The 17,067-nt window shown below is 69.1% G+C and carries 17 protein-coding genes; 10 read left to right on the top strand and 7 right to left on the bottom strand.

The features are described 5' to 3' along the window. The first annotated feature begins 36 nt into the window (after window positions 1-36). The 8 genes from pepN (at window position 37) to ACYVGI_RS05890 (ending at window position 10,044) form a co-directional block, all read left to right on the top strand. Entirely contained in the window at window positions 37-2,580 is a 2,544-nt protein-coding gene (gene pepN / locus ACYVGI_RS05925; protein ID WP_460631728.1) for an aminopeptidase N, read from the top strand. 186 nt (window positions 2,581-2,766) lie between these two features. Further along, the gene (locus ACYVGI_RS05920) at window positions 2,767-3,678 is read left to right on the top strand and encodes an ATP-binding cassette domain-containing protein (protein WP_460631727.1); all 912 of its coding nucleotides are present in this window, start codon (window positions 2,767-2,769) and stop codon (window positions 3,676-3,678) included. Further along, complete coding sequence (locus ACYVGI_RS05915) at window positions 3,675-4,505, top strand: ABC transporter permease subunit (RefSeq protein WP_460631726.1); 831 nt, start codon at window positions 3,675-3,677, stop codon at window positions 4,503-4,505. Before ACYVGI_RS05920 ends, ACYVGI_RS05915 begins: the two co-directional genes overlap by 4 nt. Window positions 4,506-4,535: 30 nt before the next feature. Then, window positions 4,536-5,876 carry a sensor histidine kinase gene (locus tag ACYVGI_RS05910; protein WP_460631725.1) on the top strand — a complete coding sequence of 447 codons (1,341 nt, stop codon included), beginning with the start codon at window positions 4,536-4,538 and terminating at the stop codon, window positions 5,874-5,876. Then, complete coding sequence (locus ACYVGI_RS05905; protein ID WP_460631724.1) at window positions 5,873-6,550, top strand: response regulator; 678 nt, start codon at window positions 5,873-5,875, stop codon at window positions 6,548-6,550. The genes ACYVGI_RS05910 and ACYVGI_RS05905 overlap by 4 nt, the downstream gene beginning before the upstream one ends. Before the next feature lie 53 nt (window positions 6,551-6,603). Continuing rightward, window positions 6,604-7,908, top strand: coding sequence for a mechanosensitive ion channel family protein (locus ACYVGI_RS05900; RefSeq protein ID WP_460631723.1), 1,305 nt, complete (start codon window positions 6,604-6,606; stop codon window positions 7,906-7,908). 1 nt (window position 7,909) lies between these two features. After that, window positions 7,910-8,347 carry a globin gene (locus ACYVGI_RS05895; RefSeq protein ID WP_460631722.1) on the top strand — a complete coding sequence of 146 codons (438 nt, stop codon included), beginning with the start codon at window positions 7,910-7,912 and terminating at the stop codon, window positions 8,345-8,347. A gap of 41 nt (window positions 8,348-8,388) precedes the next feature. Next, window positions 8,389-10,044, top strand: a complete 1,656-nt coding sequence (locus ACYVGI_RS05890) for an FAD-binding dehydrogenase (protein ID WP_460631721.1) — start codon at window positions 8,389-8,391, stop codon at window positions 10,042-10,044. A 232-nt stretch (window positions 10,045-10,276) separates the two neighbouring features. Here the strand turns inward: ACYVGI_RS05890 and ACYVGI_RS05885 are convergent, their stop codons facing one another. Then, entirely contained in the window at window positions 10,277-10,960 is a 684-nt protein-coding gene (locus ACYVGI_RS05885; protein ID WP_460631720.1) for a hypothetical protein, read from the bottom strand. Window positions 10,961-11,002: 42 nt separating this feature from the next. Between ACYVGI_RS05885 and ACYVGI_RS05880 the strand changes: the two genes are divergently transcribed. Further along, the gene (locus ACYVGI_RS05880) at window positions 11,003-11,872 is read left to right on the top strand and encodes an acyl-CoA thioesterase (RefSeq protein WP_460631719.1); all 870 of its coding nucleotides are present in this window, start codon (window positions 11,003-11,005) and stop codon (window positions 11,870-11,872) included. A gap of 7 nt (window positions 11,873-11,879) precedes the next feature. Here ACYVGI_RS05880 and ACYVGI_RS05875 read toward each other — a convergent pair whose 3' ends face one another. Together ACYVGI_RS05875 and ACYVGI_RS05870 are read right to left on the bottom strand one after the other, a co-directional pair. After that, the gene (locus ACYVGI_RS05875) at window positions 11,880-12,587 is read right to left on the bottom strand and encodes an anti-sigma factor family protein (RefSeq protein ID WP_460631718.1); all 708 of its coding nucleotides are present in this window, start codon (window positions 12,585-12,587) and stop codon (window positions 11,880-11,882) included. Next, a complete protein-coding gene (locus ACYVGI_RS05870) occupies window positions 12,584-13,102 on the bottom strand; it encodes a sigma-70 family RNA polymerase sigma factor (RefSeq protein ID WP_460631717.1) in 519 nt (172 codons plus the stop codon). The genes ACYVGI_RS05875 and ACYVGI_RS05870 overlap by 4 nt, the downstream gene beginning before the upstream one ends. A 129-nt stretch (window positions 13,103-13,231) precedes the next feature. Here ACYVGI_RS05870 and ACYVGI_RS05865 point away from each other — a divergent pair, with 129 nt between their 5' ends. After that, on the top strand, window positions 13,232-13,663 hold the full coding sequence (locus tag ACYVGI_RS05865) for a QcrA and Rieske domain-containing protein (RefSeq protein WP_460631716.1): 432 nt from the start codon (window positions 13,232-13,234) through the stop codon (window positions 13,661-13,663). A 46-nt stretch (window positions 13,664-13,709) separates the two neighbouring features. On the opposite strand, the gene ACYVGI_RS05860 is transcribed toward ACYVGI_RS05865, so the two are convergent. From ACYVGI_RS05860 to ACYVGI_RS05845, 4 genes are all read right to left on the bottom strand, one after another. After that, entirely contained in the window at window positions 13,710-14,186 is a 477-nt protein-coding gene (locus tag ACYVGI_RS05860; protein WP_055893335.1) for an acyl-CoA thioesterase, read from the bottom strand. Between the two features lie 52 nt (window positions 14,187-14,238). Next, on the bottom strand, window positions 14,239-15,921 hold the full coding sequence (gene ettA, locus ACYVGI_RS05855; protein WP_460631715.1) for an energy-dependent translational throttle protein EttA: 1,683 nt from the start codon (window positions 15,919-15,921) through the stop codon (window positions 14,239-14,241). 71 nt (window positions 15,922-15,992) lie between these two features. Further along, complete coding sequence (locus ACYVGI_RS05850) at window positions 15,993-16,529, bottom strand: DUF6993 domain-containing protein (protein WP_460631714.1); 537 nt, start codon at window positions 16,527-16,529, stop codon at window positions 15,993-15,995. A gap of 74 nt (window positions 16,530-16,603) precedes the next feature. Further along, window positions 16,604-16,996 carry a single-stranded DNA-binding protein gene (locus ACYVGI_RS05845; protein WP_460631713.1) on the bottom strand — a complete coding sequence of 131 codons (393 nt, stop codon included), beginning with the start codon at window positions 16,994-16,996 and terminating at the stop codon, window positions 16,604-16,606. Window positions 16,997-17,067: the final 71 nt, after the last annotated feature.

The raw sequence follows: 17,067 nt of genomic DNA, 5'->3' as shown, positions 1-17,067 counted from the left end.
ACGGACACAATCCGTCGAATCTTCAAGGAGTCAGCGTTGCCAGGAGAAAACCTCACCCGCGTCGAAGCCCAGGAGCGTGCATCGCTCGTCAGCACCAACTCGTACGAGGTCGCCCTCGACCTGACGACGGGGCCGGAGACGTTCCTCAGCACCACCACCGTGCGCTTCGACGCAGAAGAGGGATCGTCGACGTTCATCGACGCGATCACCCGCACGGTCCACTCTGTGACGCTCAACGGCGTCGAGCTCGACCCTGCACAGGTCAGTGACGGCGTGCGCATCCAGTTGGACGGCCTCGAGGCGCAGAACGAGCTGACCGTCGTCGCCGACGCGATCTACACCAACACCGGCGAGGGACTGCACCGCTTCGTCGACCCCGTCGACGGCGAGGTGTACCTCTACAGCCAGTTCGAGGTGCCGGACTCGCGCCGCATGTTCGCCGTGTTCGAGCAGCCCGACCTCAAGGCGGAGTTCACCTTCACCGTCACCGCTCCGGCGCACTGGGCCGTCGTGAGCAACTCCCCCACCCCGGAGCCCACCGACGCCGGCGACGGCACGAAGACCTGGGCGTTCGCGCCCACCAGCCGCATCTCCTCGTACATCACCGCGCTCATCGCGGGCCCGTACGAGTCGGTGCACAGCGAGCTCACCAGCCGCGACGGCCGCGTCATCCCGCTCGGCGTCTACGCCCGCAAGTCGCTGGCCGAGTACCTGGATGCCGACTACATCTTCGAGAAGACCCGCCAGGGCTTCGCGTTCTACGAGGAGAAGTTCGACTACGCGTACCCGTTCGAGAAGTACGACCAGCTCTTCGTCCCCGAGTTCAACGCCGGCGCGATGGAGAACGCGGGAGCGATCACGTTCACCGAGACCTATGTCTTCCGCTCGAAGGTGACCGACGCCATCAAGGAGCGCCGCGTCGTCACGATCCTGCACGAGCTCGCCCACATGTGGTTCGGCGACCTGGTCACGATGAAGTGGTGGAACGACCTCTGGCTGAACGAGTCGTTCGCCGAGTACGCATCCACTCTGGCCACCGCTGAGGCCACCGAGTGGCACGAGGCGTGGACGACGTTCGCCGCGATGGAGAAGAGCTGGGCGTACAAGCAGGACCAGCTTCCGTCGACGCACCCGATCGTCGCGACCATCAACGACCTCGAAGACGTGCAGGTCAACTTCGACGGCATCACGTACGCCAAGGGCGCATCCGTGCTCAAGCAGCTCGTGGCGTGGGTCGGCCAGGACGACTTCCTCGCCGGTGTCGCCCAGTACTTCAAGAAGCACGCGCACTCGAACACCGAGCTGCGCGACCTGCTCGTCGAGCTGGAGGCCACGAGCGGCCGCGACCTGACCGACTGGTCGGAGAAGTGGCTGGAGACCGCCGGCGTCAACACCCTCCGACCGGAGATCCAGGTGGATGCCGACGGCGTCATCACCTCGTTCGCCGTGCTGCAGACCGCGGCGGCCGACTACCCCACCATCCGCCCGCACCGCCTCGCCATCGGGTTCTACAATCTGTTCGACGGCCGTCTGGTGCGCGACCACCGCGTCGAACTCGACGTCGACGGTGAGCGCACCGACGTCGCCGAGCTCGTCGGCCTCGCCCGCCCCGCCCTCGTGCTGCTGAACGACGACGACCTCGCATACGCGAAGATCCGTCTCGACGAGCAGTCCCTGCAGGTTGCGATCGAGCACCTCTCGTCCATCGAGAACCCGCTCGCCCGCTCGCTCGTCTGGGGCGCAGCCTGGGATGCGACCCGGGATGCGGAGACCCCGGCCGGCGACTACGTGCGCCTCGTGCTCGGCAACATCGCGCCGGAGACCGAGTCGACCACGATCCGCACGACGCTCAGCCAGTTGCTGCTCGCCGCCGGCTCGTACGTCGCGCCGGAGCGTCAGCAGGCCACCGTGGAGGAGGTCGCATCCACCCTGTGGACGCTGGCCTCTCAGGCGGAGGCGGGAAGCGACGCGCAGTTCCAGTTCGTCAAGTTCTTCGCAGCCGCCTCCTCGACCGACGAGCAGCTCGCGACCGTCGCAGCGCTGCGCGACGGCACCGTGACGCTGCCGGGCCTCGAGGTCGACACCGACCTGGCCTGGGAGCTGCTCATCGCCCTCGCCGCCGGCGGCAAGGCAGGCACCGCGGAGATCGATGCTGCGCTCGCCGCCGACAACACGGCCAACGGCGCGCAGTTCGCCGCCCAGGCCGCCGCGAGCATCCCGACGAAGCAGGGCAAGCAGGCCGCGTGGGACTCGGTCTTCGCCACGGACACCGCGCCGAACACGATCGTGCGCTTCACCGGGCTCGGCTTCCAGCGCGCGGCGGACAAGAGCGTGCTGGCCGCGTTCGTCGAGCCGTACTTCGCGTCGCTGCAGAGCGTGTGGGAGTCGCGCAGCTACAAGATCGCCGAGTACCTGGTGACGGGTATGTACCCGGCCCCGCTGGCGAATGCCGAGCTGCGGGACGCGACCCGCGCGTGGCTGGACGCGAACGCAGAGCCCGCCGCGCTTCGTCGCCTGGTCGTCGAGAACCTGGCCGGTGTCGAGCGCGCCCTGGCAGCCCAGGAACGCGACGCCCGCTAGCCCTGCCGCCCGGCCGCACCCCATCGAGTGGTCCCGACTCGCCGTATGCGCCCCGTGCGCACGGCGAGCCGGGACCACTCGTTCGTGCGGGGACATTCACCTCGTACCGGGGTACGACGGGCCCCGGATGCGGGACCAGACCACGCGCCGATGTTGCAAACGCCGCTCGTTCAATAGGGTCGTAGCATGATTCAACTCGAGCGCCTCACGAAGACGTACGGTTCCAAGACCGCCGTCAACGACATCTCGGCGACCATCCAACCGGGCAAGGTCACCGGCTTCCTTGGCCCGAACGGCGCAGGAAAGTCCACCACCATGCGCATGATCATGGGACTCGACCGGCCGACGCACGGCACGGCCATCGTCAACGGCAAGCGCTACGTCGACCACAAGTCCCCTCTCACCGAGGTGGGCGCCCTGCTCGATGCGAAGGCCGTGCACACCGGCCGAAGCGCATACAACCACCTGCTGGCGATGGCGGCGACGCACGGCATCCCCAAGCGGCGCGTGCACGAGGTCATCGGCCTCGCCGGACTCGAAGCGGTCGCAGGCAAGCGCGTCGGCGGCTTCTCGCTCGGAATGGGGCAGCGCCTCGGCATCGCGGCGGCCATGCTCGGCGACCCTGCCACCCTCATCCTGGACGAGCCGGTCAACGGCCTCGACCCGGAGGGCGTGCTCTGGGTGCGTCAGTTCGCCAGGCACCTCGCCTCCGAGGGACGCACCGTGTTCCTGTCCTCGCACCTGATGAGCGAGATGGCGCAGACCGCCGACCACATCATCGTGCTCGGCCGCGGCCGCATCCTCGCGGACGCTCCCGTCGCCGACATCCTCGCCGGAGCCACCCGCAACGCCGTGCGCGTGCGCACCCCGCAGGCGGAGCAGCTCGCTCGCGCCATCGCGGGAGCCGACGTGACGATCACCGGCATCGAGGCCAGCCTGCTCGAGGTCTCCGGTCTCACCAGCGCCCAGGTCGGAGAGGCGGCCGCGCAGTTCGGCATCGTCCTCCACGAGCTCACCCCCCTCAACGCCTCGCTCGAAGAGGCCTACCTCGAACTGACACAGGACGAGGTCGAATACCGCACGGAGGTCTCCCGATGAGCACCGCAACAGCAACCATGCCCGTCAGGCACACCTCGCTCGGGCACCTGAACTTCGCCCGCGTCATCCGCTCGGAGTGGATCAAGCTGCGCTCGCTGCGATCCACGTTCTGGACGTACGCGATCGTCGTTATCCTCGGACTCGGCATGACCAGCCTGGTCGCCTTCTCGATCCCGGACACGATCGCGAAGCAGATCCCGGCCGCCCAGCACTCCGCCTTCGTGGTCAACACCGCGTCGTTCGGCGTGACCTTCGGCCAGCTCGCCGTCGCCGTCCTCGGCGTGCTCGCCATCAGCGGCGAGTACTCCACGGGCATGATCCGCTCCTCGTTCGCCGCCGTGCCGAAGCGGCTTCCCGTGCTCGCCGCCAAGGCGATCGTGCTGTTCATCTCCTCGTTCGTCGTCGGCGTCGTGACCGTGGCCGGCTCGTGGGCCATCGCGGCTCCTGTGCTCTCCGGCAAGGGCTTCACAGCCGACTTCTGGTCGTCCGACACTCTCTGGGCGATCGTCGGCGCCGGCGCATACCTCGGCCTGGTGTCGGTGTTCGCGCTCGGCCTCGGCACGATCCTCCGCGCGGGCGCCGGCGGCATCGCTGCGGCGCTCGGCGTGGTCTTTCTGCTGCCGATCATCGTCAACCTCGTGCACTCGCTGACCAACATCGAGTGGATCGGCAAGGCGAGCAACTACCTGATCAGCGCGGCGGGTGCCGGGATGGCCGGGTCGGACAACGGCGGATTCGAGCCGTGGGCGAACGTGCTCATCGTGCTCGGCTGGACCGCGGTGGCGTTCATCGTCGGCGCGATCATCCTGAAGCGCCGCGACGCGTAGCCGCGCCACCACCATCGGCAACGCGACCACATGACAGACGAACAGCTCACCCCCGGCCGGACCACTCCGGCCGGGGGTGATCTGCAGCTCCCCCGGCCTCCCGGCGTCATCCGGCGCACGATGGCCGCGCATCCCGTGGCGGTGGATGCGGTGGTGGCCGGCACCTACCTCGTCCCGTCGCTCGTCGCCGGGGTCGTGGGGATGGTGGTCGAGCCGAGCTGGCAGCTCGGCGTGTGCGTCGGACTCGCCGCGATCGCCGGTGCCGCGCTGTTCCTGCGCAGACACAACCCCGTCGCCGTGTTCGCGGTCGGCGCCGTCGTCATGGCGATCAGCGTCTTCCTCGGCCACGACGTGGATGTGGTCCCAGCGCTCTACGCGCTCTATGCCCTCGCGGTCTACCGCTCCGCACGAGCGGCCTGGATCGCGTTCGGGGTGCTCTCGGCTGTCGCCATCGCGACCCTCAGCGTCTCCGTGGTCGTCGACCACGCCGCCCTGTTCTCTCCCCTGGAGACGGCGGTGGTGCCATCGGCGTTCACCGTGATCTCGTTCGCACTGTTCTTCGTGCTGATCGGCAACAACATCGGCAACCGGCGCCGCTACCTGGTGGCCCTCATCGACAGGGCGCAGCAGCTCGCCCGCGAGCGCGACCAGCAGGCGGTCATCGCGGCCACGGCCGAGCGCAACAGGATCGCCAGGGAGATGCACGACATCGTCTCGCACAGCCTCACCGTGATGATCACGCTCGCAGACGGCTCTGCCGGGCTCGCGGCGATTTCGCCCGAACGCTCCGCCGAGGCGATGCGGATGGTCGCAGAGACCGGGCGAGGCGCGCTCGGCGACATGCGCAGGCTCCTCGGCGTGCTGCGCGCGACCGACGGCGACGGCGAGGAGCGCGCCCCGCAGCCGGGCGTGAGCGAGCTGAGCGAACTGGTGGAGCGTTTCCGCGCCGCTGGGCTCCCCGTGCGCGTGACGGTCGACGGCATCCCGCCGACCGACACCGGGCAGCAGCTCACGATCTTCCGCGTCGTCCAGGAGGCACTGACGAACGCGCTGCGCTACGCGGCGCTCGCGACCGTGGTGGAGGTGCGCATCCGGTTCGGGACGGACACCATCGAGATCACGGTCGAGGACGACGCGGCCGTGCACGGCGCGACCGGCCAGGGCTCCGGTCGCGGGCTGCTCGGACTCACCGAGCGTGTGGCGCTCTACGGCGGCAGACTGGAGGCGGGCCCGAAGCACGGAGGCGGGTGGCGGCTCCGGGCGGTGTTCGACGCCATCCCGCCGGCGCCGGTGGCTCCGAAGGCCACGCCTGTGACCACCCCGACCACCCCGACCACCCCGACCAGCCCGACCGAGGAGAACACTCCGTGACCGACGACAACCCGATCCGCGTCCTGCTGGTCGACGACCAGGCGCTCGTGCGTCTCGGCTTCCGCATGGTGCTCGAAGCCGACAGCGGCCTGAACGTCGTCGGGGAGGCGTCCGACGGGCTCGAGGCCGTGCGCCTCGCCGTCGAGACCAGGCCAGACGTGATCCTGATGGACGTGCGTATGCCGTCGCTCGACGGCATCGAGGCCACCAGGCGCATCGTCGCGGCCAACCCGGCGGCGCGCATCATCATCCTCACCACGTTCGATCTCGACGAGTACGCCTTCGGCGGCCTGCGCGCGGGCGCGAGCGGCTTCCTGCTCAAAGACGCCAGGCCCAGCGAGCTCACGGATGCGATCAGAGCGGTCGCAGCCGGTGACGCGGCGGTGTCGGGGAGGGTGACCAGGTCGATGCTGGAGCTGTTCGCCGACCGGCTGCCCGCCGCATCCACTGCCCAGAGCGGCGGAGCGGACCCGACAGCGGCGCTGACCCCGCGGGAACGCGAGATCCTGCTCGCCATCGCTGACGGCCTGTCCAACGGGGAGATCGGCACGAAGTTCTTCCTCACCGAGTCGACGGTCAAGACGCACGTCGGCCGGGTGCTGGCCAAGCTGCACCTGCGCGACAGAGTGCACGCGGTGATCTTCGCCTACGACAACGGGCTCGTGGAGCGCTGACGCAGCGGAGGTCCAGGGGGCGCCAAGGCGCTGCTCGGTAGGCTTGCATTCCTATGGTGAAGATGGATTTCTGGACGAACATCGGTACGTGGGCCGTCGAGAGCGGCTGGGTGCTACTGCGGGTGGCAGCCATCATCGTTGGCGCTTTCGTGCTGAGCTGGATTCTGCGCGTGGTCATCCGTCGGGTTGTCCGGCAGATCGTCACCGGTGTGAAGAAGAATCAGAACGTCACGGACACGCAGGCGCTCCCCGCCTCTCCGCTCGCCGCCGTGCGTGTGGTGCAGCGCACGCGGACGCTCGGCTCCGTGCTGAGCAACATCGTCAACGTGACGATCGGCATCATCGCGATCGTCCTGGTGATCGGCGAGCTCGCCCCCAACGCTCTCACCTCGTTCGCGCTGCTGTCGGCGGCGATCGGCGCCGGCCTCGGTTTCGGCGCGCAGAACATCGTGAAGGATGTGCTCAACGGCCTGTTCATGGTGATGGAGGACCAGCTCGGCGTCGGCGACGTCGTCGACCTGGGATCGGCGACCGGAGTCGTGGAGGCGGTCGGCATCCGCATCACGCAGGTTCGCGACGTCAACGGAACCCTTTGGTTCGTGCGCAACGGCGAGATCCTGCGCGTCGGCAACATGTCCCAGGGCTGGTCGCGGGTCATCATCGACCTCGCCGTGCCGTACGACGTGGATGTGGATGCGGTCGAGGCGAAGATGATGGAGACCGCGACGGCGCTGGCCACCAGCCCGAAGTGGCGGTCGCGCATCCTGGAGAAGCCCGAGCTGTGGGGGCTCGAATCGATCTCGGCGGACGCGATGGTGATCCGCATCGTCATCAAGACCAGGACCACGGCGAAGGACGACGTGTCCCGCGAACTGCGCGTACGCCTCAAGAACGCTCTGGACGAGATGGAGGTGAAGCTTCCGTCGCTCAACGCCATCGTGCTGAGCGGCTTCGACAGCGCGGCGAGCGTCACGGGAGCGCACCCTCCGCGCACGCGCCCGACACCGGTGGTGCCGGAGGCACCGGCGCTCAAGGGCCGCAAGGCGCGAGCGGCTGCGAAGCGCTCCGGCGTCGCTCCAGCCGACCCGAGGGCGCTGCGGATCGCTGGCGTGAAGACCACGCCAGAGGCGAAGACCACGCCAGACGCGAAGGCGTCCAAGCCCACCACCGGCCAGACGCCGAAGGCGACCGGCGCCACCACGACACGGGGCGCCGCGAAGCCCGCCACCGGCGAGACGCCAACGGCCCCACGTGCCGCCAAGCCTGCCACCGGCCAGACGCCCAAGACCCCCGGCGCCGCCAGGCCGCAAGCGGCCACAGACGACGACGCCCCCAAGACGAAGCCACCGGCGGAGTGACATGACCATCCCCATCCAGCCGACGCCCCCTCGTCCCACCTCGGACCCTGGCGCGGAGACCGCATCCACGTTCTACGAGCAGGTGGGCGGGCGCGACACGTTCCGTCGCCTGGTCGACGCCTTCTACCGCGGCGTCGCCGACGACCCTGTGCTGAAGCCGATGTACCCGGAGGACGACCTCGGCCCTGCCGCCGAACGGCTCACGATGTTCCTGGAGCAGTACTGGGGCGGCCCTGGCACGTACAGCGAGCAGCGCGGGCATCCCCGGCTCCGGATGCGGCACATGCCGTTCACGGTCAATCCGGATGCGCGCGACCGCTGGCTGCTGCACATGCGCGCGGCCGTGGACGAGCTCGAACTGCCTCCGCTGGCCGAAGAGACCCTGTGGTCGTACCTGGAGCGCGCCGCACACGCGATGGTGAACACCTTCGAGGACTGAATTCGGTACTCTCGGAACAATCGTGCCGAAGGAGACACAGGATGACCCGAACCCCGTCGCAGCCGGACGCCATCATCGTGGGAGCCGGCCTCGCCGGGCTCGTCGCCGCCGGTGAGCTCCTCGACGCCGGCAAGACCGTCACCATCGTGGAGCAGGAGCCCGCAGCCTCCCTCGGCGGGCAGGCCTGGTGGTCGTTCGGCGGCCTCTTCCTGGTCGACTCGCCCGAGCAGCGCAGGATGGGCGTGCACGACTCGCTCGCCCTCGCGAGGCAGGACTGGTTCGGCAGCGCGGGCTTCGACCGCGACGAGGATCACTGGCCGCGCCGCTGGGCCGAGGCGTACCTGCAGTTCGCCGCAGGAGAGAAGCGGGCGTGGCTGCACGAGAAGGGCGTCCGCTTCTTCCCCGTAGTCGGCTGGGCGGAGCGCGGCTCGGGTGGCGCCGGTGGCCACGGCAACTCGGTCCCGCGATTCCACATTACCTGGGGAACCGGTCCAGGAGTGGTCGCGCCGTTCGCCGCGCGCCTTGCGGACGGTGTGGCGACAGGAGCCGCCACGGTTCTGCACCGGCACCGCGTGGACGAGCTGATCGTCGAGGACGGCAGAGTCACCGGCGTCCGCGGCGCCGTGCTCGCGGACGACAGCGCCGCGCGCGGCGCGGCGAGCAACCGCGACCAGGTGGGCGACTTCGAGCTGCGCGCCGGATCGGTGATCGTCACCAGCGGCGGCATCGGCGGCAACCACGACCTCGTCCGCGCCGCGTGGCCGGAGCGGCTCGGAACCCCGCCGGGGCACATGCTCTCCGGCGTGCCCGCGCACGTCGACGGGAGGATGCTCGGGATCGCGGAGAAGGCAGGCGCCCACCTCATCAACGGCGACAGGATGTGGCACTACACCGAGGGCATCCAGAACTGGGACCCGGTGTGGGCGCAGCACGGCATCCGCATCCTGCCGGGCCCGTCGTCGCTGTGGCTGGACGCCCGCGGCGACCGCCTTCCCGTGCCGCTGTTCCCCGGATTCGACACGCTCGGCACGCTCGAACACCTCCGCAAGACCGGCTCGGACTATAGCTGGTTCGTGCTCACCCAGAAGATCATCGAGAAGGAGTTCGCGCTCTCCGGCAGCGAGCAGAACCCCGACCTCACCGGCAAAGACGTTCGGCTGCTCGCCAAGCGTGTCGGGCCGGGCGCACCTGGCCCGGTGGAGGCGTTCAAGGAGAAGGGCGCCGACTTCGTGGTCGCGGACACCATCGACGAGCTCCTGGCCGGGATGCAGAAGCTCGCCGATGTTCCGCTCGACCTCGACCTGGTGGCCAAGCACATCAGGGAGCGCGACCGCGAACTCGACAACGACTTCGGAAAAGACCTGCAGCTCGCCGCGATCCGCGGCGCCAGGGAGTACAGAGGCGACAAGCTCATCCGGGTCGCCAGTCCGCACAAACTCCTCGACCCGAAGGCGGGGCCGCTGATCGCGGTCAAGCTGCACATCCTCACCAGGAAGAGCCTCGGCGGCATCGAGACCGACCTGGATGCGCGCGTCCTCGGCTCGGACGGCTCCCCCATCCCCGGGCTGTACGCGGCGGGCGAGGCCAGCGGTTTCGGCGGGGGCGGCGTGCACGGCTACCGCGCGCTGGAGGGCACGTTCCTCGGCGGCTGCCTGTTCAGCGGCCGTCAGGCAGGGCGCGCCGCAGCCGCGGCATAGCCGCGCCCCTCTCCGTTCGCCAGGACTTCCCACCCGACACGCCGCCAACTCCTCCTTCCGAACGGAGAACAGCGGCGTCCCGCCCCGAATCCCCTTCCGAACGGAGACGCGCAGCCGTCCACCGAGTCTCCTTCCGAACGGAGAACGGCCGCCGATTCGGACGTATCTCCTTCCGAACGGAGGAGTGCGCGGCGTGTCGGGCGGGAACTCCTGCCGAACCGCGATGGGCGCCTCAGGCGCGCAGGCTCCAGGCCTGGCGGCGCACCAGGGTGTGTCCGCGCTTGGTCGTCAGACGCGTCCACGGACCCGTCTCGAGGATGCTCACCGGCTCGCCGTCCGCGAGGAAGCCGAGGCTCTCCGCGGCGAACGCGGCACCGGCCGGGACGTACTCCAGCGTGTCGATCGGGCGTCCCCACACCTCGGCACGCACCCGCTGCACGAGCTGCTCGCCCGTACCGGTCGGGATGGACTCCGCCACCTCGGCGATGCCGTCCCGCGCCGTGCGCTGCAGCAGCTCGAACGTGGTCTCCCCCACCGGACGCCAGCCGCCGCGCGGCGGAGAGATGCCGGCCCAGGTCACCGTGGAGACCTCGAGCGGCATCCGGATCTCCACCGGCCCCACGCCCGGCGCAGGCTCGATCGCCTCCGCGATGCGCGCCAACCGGTCGAGCAGCGACCGGATCGGAACGACGGCGTCGAAGTCGGCGCCCTGCACGATCGCGAAGGTGCGGAGGCCGAGAACGGTCGGGGTCTGGTCGAGCAGACCGCGCGGATACAGGATCGCCGAATAGACGGCGAGCACCCCCGATCCACCGATCAGACGCACCGACCCTTCCTCGACTCTGGCCGCCCTGGACAGGTATGTCTGCAGGTCGGCGACGGCGAGGGAATCCACGAGAGAAAATGACTGGCTCATTCTGCTGTCTAAACTACCAAGAGAGAACTCGATGGAGGCACTGTGACCGAGCCCCTGGCATCCCTTTTGACCGCGCTCGATCTGACCGACACCGGAGCGAGGACCAGTGAGGACATCTTCACCGGCCCCTCCCAGTGGATGCCCCTCGGCCGCGTCTTCGGCGGGCAGGTGCTCGCACAGTCGATCGTGGCCGCATCCAGGACCGTCGCCGACGAGCGCGCCATCCACTCGATGCACGGATATTTCCTCCGCCCGGGAGACGTGAACCTGCCGATCACGTTCTCGGTGGACCGCATCCACGACGGCCGGTCGTTCTCGACTCGCCGCACCCAGGCGTACCAGGGCGGTCAGCCGATCCTGTCGATGATCGCGTCGTTCCAGGACGAGGACGAGGGCCTCGACCACCAGGTGGAGATGCCCGCCGACATCCCCGATCCTGACACGCTGCCGAACTCGGCGGACACGCTGGAGGACGTCGAGCATCCGGTGGCCCAGTACTGGGCGAGCAAACGGCCGTTCGACATCCGCCACATCACGTCGCCGATCTACCTGAAGGTGGAGGGCGAACACGTCGCCCATCAGGCGGTGTGGTTCCGGTCGATCGGCTCGCTGCCGGACGACCCCGACCTGCACCGTGCCGCCCTGGCGTACGCGAGCGACTACACGATCATGGAGTCCGTGATGCGCAGGCATGGCGTCGCCTGGGCCACCCCGGGGCTCAAGGCGGCGAGCCTCGACCACGCGATGTGGTGGCACCGCCCCGCCAGGGTCGACGACTGGCTGCTCTATGTGCAGGAGTCCCCGAGCGCGAGCGGAGGGCGCGGACTCGCGCTCGGCCGCATCTACAGCCGCGACGGCCGACTGGTGGCGAGCGTGGCGCAGGAGGCGATGGTGCGGGTGCCGACGCCGTAGGGCGCCGCTACCCGAACGTGCTCCTCAGCAGCACCGTCCCATCGGTCGCCGACCGGATGTCGATGGATGCGATGTCCGCCTTCTCCACGCTCGTCGTGCCGGTCGGCTCGACCGTGCTTCCTGACTCGGCGTTCCAGGTGGCGACCTGCGTCTGTTTGCCGGAGCGGTCGGTGACGACCATCGCGTACGCCCAGGTCTTGTCCTCGCTGCCGCTCACCTCGGCGTAGCTGCAGCGCGACTCGATCCGCGTGCCCCACGGCTCCGTGACCAGGGTGAGGTCGGCGGACAGCGCACTCGGCTCCACCTGCGACATGGTCACGCTCGTGCCGTGTGCGGCACCGGGCGCGAACAGTGCGGGCAGGGCGAACACCGCGACGGCCACGATCGCGGCCGCGACGGCGAAGGACCCGGCCGTCCACCAGCGGGTGCGCGTGCGGCGGCGGCGTGCGGCGCTCAGGAGCGCCGGCAGCACATCCGGAGCCGTCTCGTCCGGCGCGGACGGTCGCTCGGCAGATGGGGCGGTGTCGAGCAGCGCGAAGGCTTCCTCCGCCGTCACCTGGCGCAGCAGCCCGGGCAGCCCTGCGAGCTCGGAGACGGAGCCGGTGCACAGCGGACACGTGCGCAGGTGCTCCTCGTACGCTCGCCTGTCAGCCGGCGACAGCGCGCCGAGCACGTACGCGCCGTCCCAGGTGGCGAACTCCTCGTGATTCGTCATCGCTCCGTCACTCCCCTCTCCTGCAGGGCGAGACGAAGCGCTCGCAGACCATAGTGGATGCGCGACTTGACCGTCCCCTCCGGAACGTCCAGCTCTCGAGATATCTCGGCGATCGATCGTCCTCCGTAGTATGCGTGCACGATCACGGCTCTGTGCTCGACGGACAGCTCGGCCAGCGCGTCGGACACCAGCCAGGCGTCGAGGACGGCATCGGACTCGCTGGTGGCTGCGTCGTTCGCCCGTTCGGGGAGCACGTCGGTGCCGTACTCGTGCAGGTTGTGGGCGCTGCGCTTCTGGTCGATGACCAGGTTGCGCGCCACCGTGAACAGCCACGCGCGTGCCGACGACTGCGACTGGTCGAGCACGGACGGCTTCTTCCACGCCCGAAGCAGCGTCTCCTGCACGATGTCGTCGGCCATGGCCCTGTCGCCGGTGAGGTGCACGACGTATCGCCAGACGGCCTGCGCGTGCTGGTCGTGCAGCTCGCGCAGCAACCGCGCATCCTCGTTCGGCATGAACACCTCCACCACAGACACGGGACAGGCTGCGAAAAGGTTCATCCGCGACACTGGCCTGTGAACCGAAACGCACAGCCGGATCGTGCATACCGTAAGAGAAAGCTACGCCGACCGGGAGGAACCCGCATGAACGACTCGACACCGCTCACCCGCCGAACCATCGTCTCGATCGGCGGAGCCACCGTCGTCGGCGCCGGAGCGCTGCTGCTCACGGCGTGCACTCCGGGCGGCGCCGGCGCCGATCCGGTGGCGTCCGGGTCGGACAGCGAGGTGACGGTGCCGCTCTCGTCGATCCCGGTCGGTGGCGCGGTCTCGGCGAAGATGGGGTCTGCGCCGATCGTCGTCTCCCAGCCGACCGCGGGAAAGGTCGTCGCGTTCAGCGCGGTCTGCACCCACCAGGGATGCACGGTCGCCCCGCAGGGCACGGAGTTCGACTGCCCGTGCCACGGCTCCCGCTTCGACGCCGCCACCGGCGACGTGCTGGGCGGCCCAGCGCAGAAGCCGCTGCCGAAGCTCACCGCCACCGTCTCCGGCTCGTCGGTGACCGTGACGACGTAGCGGGGCGGAACGCGCTCAGCGCCGCTCGTCGCGCCCGTCGGACGCGCTAGGCGCGCTTGGTGAACTGCACCGGCTCGTCCAGGTACGGCGTCCAGGCCGCGCGCTCGCGCTCGTTGATGCGGCGCGGACGCTGGCTTGCCGCATCGACCAGCACGATCGTCGTCGCCGCCCGCGAGAACAGGGTGTCCGGCTCGGTGCCCACCGGCGACCTGACCTCGTAGCAGACCTCCAGGCTCGCGCCACCCAGCCGCCCGAGCCAGAGCTGCACGTCGAGCGGCTGCCGCAGGTACGGGATCGGAGCGAGGTATTCGATCTCCTGCCGCGCGATCAGCGTGAGCGTGTCCGCGCCAGGGCGCCCGTCGAGGACGGCGGTCGAGCCTCCGACCGCCTCCTCTGCGTCGTCCGTGATCCAGAACGCCTCGATGCGCGCCTCTTCGAGCAGGCGCAGCATCTCGGCGTTGTTGACGTGCCCGTACGCATCCAGGTCGCTCCACCTGAGCTTGATCGGAACATGCAGTCGCATCGCGGGCAGCCCTTCCTTCGTGCTGGTCGAGAACTGGTGCTGGTCGAGCGGATCAGTCGCGCGTGAGCTTGCGGTACGCGGAACGGTGCGGCTTGGCGGCGTCCGGGCCGAGGCGCTGGACCTTGTTCTCCTCGTACGCCTCGAAGTTGCCTTCGAACCAGTACCAGTTCGCCGGGTCTTCCTCCGTGCCTTCGTAGGCGAGGATGTGCGTGGCGATGCGGTCGAGGAACCACCGGTCGTGCGTGATGACCACAGCGCAGCCGGGGAACTCGAGCAGAGCGTTCTCCAGGCTCGACAGGGTCTCCACGTCGAGGTCGTTGGTCGGCTCGTCGAGGAGCAGCAGGTTGCCGCCCTGCTTGAGGGTCAGCGCCAGGTTGAGCCTGTTGCGCTCACCACCGGAGAGCACGCCCGCCTTCTTCTGCTGGTCCGGACCCTTGAAGCCGAAGGTCGACACGTACGCACGCGACGGCACCTCGGTCTTGCCGACCTGGATGTAGTCGAGCCCGTCGGACACGACCTCCCAGAGCGTCTTGTTCGGGTCGATGCCGCCACGGGACTGGTCGACGTAGGAGATCTGGACCGTCTCGCCGATCTTCAGGTCGCCGCCGTCGAGCGGTTCGAGGCCGACGATCGTCTTGAACAGCGTGGTCTTTCCGACGCCGTTCGGGCCGATGACGCCGACGATGCCGTTGCGCGGCAGCGTGAAGGTGAGGCCGTCGATGAGCTTGCGCTCCCCGAACCCCTTCTCCAGGTTCTTCGCGTCGATGACGACCTGGCCGAGGCGCGGGCCCGGCGGAATCTGGATCTCTTCGAAGTCGAGCTTCCTGGTGCGCTCCGCCTCTGCGGCCATCTCCTCATAGCGGGCCAGACGCGCCTTCGACTTTGCCTGACGGCCTTTGGCGTTGCTGCGCACCCAGTCGAGCTCCTCCGAGAGGCGCTTGGCGAGCTTCGCGTCTTTCTTGCCCGCGACCTCGAGACGCTCGCGCTTCTTCTCGAGGTAGGTGGAGTAGTTGCCCTCGTACGGGTACAGGTGGCCGCGGTCGACCTCGGCGATCCACTCGGCGACGTGGTCGAGGAAGTACCGGTCGTGGGTGACGGCGAGGACGGCACCGTGGTACTTCGCCAGGTGCTGCTCCAGCCACAGCACGCTTTCCGCATCCAGGTGGTTGGTGGGCTCGTCGAGGAGCAGGAGGTCCGGCTTCTGCAGCAGCAGCTTGCAGAGCGCGACGCGGCGCTTCTCACCGCCGGAGAGCGTGTTGACCGGCCAGTCTCCTGGCGGGCAGCGGAGCGCATCCATCGCCTGTTCGAGCTGCGAGTCGAGGTCCCAGGCGTCTGCGGCGTCGATCTGCTCCTGCAGGGTGCCCATCTCGGCGAGCAGCGTGTCGAAGTCGGCATCGGGGTCGGCCAGAAGGCCGGAGATCTCGTTGAACCTGTCGACGCTGGCCTTGATCTCGCCGACACCCTCCTGGACATTCTCGAGAACGGTCTTGCTCTCGTCGAGAACGGGCTCCTGCATCAGGATGCCGACGCTGTACCCAGGGGTGAGCTTGGCTTCACCGTTGCTCGGGGTGTCGAGCCCCGCCATGATCTTCAGAATGGTCGACTTACCGGCGCCGTTCGGTCCGACGACACCGATCTTCGCGCCGGGCAGGAACGCCATCGTGACGTCGTCCAGGATCAGTTTGTCGCCGACCGCTTTGCGGGCGCGCACCATCGAGTAAATGTATTCGGCCATGAGGTCCAGTCTATTCGGAGGATGAAGAGGGTGAGGGCAGGCGCTGGCGAGCGCGGGAGCGTCGCTCGCCGCTACCAGTCGATCGCGCGGGTCTGGCCGATCAGGCAGCCGCCGTTGCCGAGCACCGGGGTGGTCATGCTGTTGTAGCCGCCGGCGTCCGCGCCGTTCTGGCCGATCAGGCAGGTGTCGCCGAGCTTGATCGAGAACTGGATGGAGTTGGCGGCGAGGCCGATCGTGGTGGTGTCGACCGTGAGCTGCATCGTCGACTTGTCGAACCCGGCTGCGACGAGGGCGTCGATGAAGTCGCGTCCCTTCGCCGAGGGGTTGGCCGCGAGGGTGGCCCTGTTGACCTTGTCGAAGAACGGCAGGTTCTGCTCAGCGGTGCCACCCGGAACGAGGGCAGGCTCGGCGGGAGGGGTTGCGCTGGAGGTCGGGGTCGGCGACGCTGTCGCCGCGGTCGTGGCTGGGGACGGCGTGCCGCCGACGCACCCGGCGAGGGCTCCGGCGACGACCAGCGCGCCCGCCGCCGCGACGAGGAGCCGCCTGGGCGTGCCGACGCGCCGGATGTCGTGAGGACCGGCCGAGTGGGGACTGGTCAGGTGGGGCATCGCTCTCCGTCGCTGGACTGTCGGCCCTGGCGGGCCGCTGCCTGACGGCAGCGCTCAAATCGTTATCTCTCATTCTAGGCAGCCGCGGCTGAGGAAACGTCGACCGTGCGCACGAACGCCGCGCTCCCCCAGCCGAGGTCGTGGCCGAGCGCATCCGCCTCGATCTCCGCGCACACGCCGATGCAGCCGGGCTCGGCGTCGTCCTCCGACCATTCGCGCACTCGCAGACGGCCGGACACCAGGATCGGATCGCCGCGGCTCACGCACCCGGCGACATTGGAGGCGAGCTGGCGGTAGGCGGTGACCGTGTACCAGTTGGAGCTCGTGCGGGGGTCGGCACGTGCATCCACCTGGTCGGCGTTGCTCGACGTGATGAGGCGGAAGCTCGTGACGGAGAGGCCCTCGTTGGTGACGAGGTGGCGGGGGTCGGTCGCGACAACGCCGCTCACCGTGATCGTGTCGTTCATGCTTCTCCTGACGGACGTGGCTGGCTCGGTTGGTGGTTCGAGTCTGGGTGAGGAGGAACCCCGCCGACCCG

Source organism: Leifsonia lichenia, from assembly GCF_054780215.1.
Note: the sequence above shows the minus strand (reverse complement) of the source record. Positions and strands in the feature narration are given on the sequence as shown.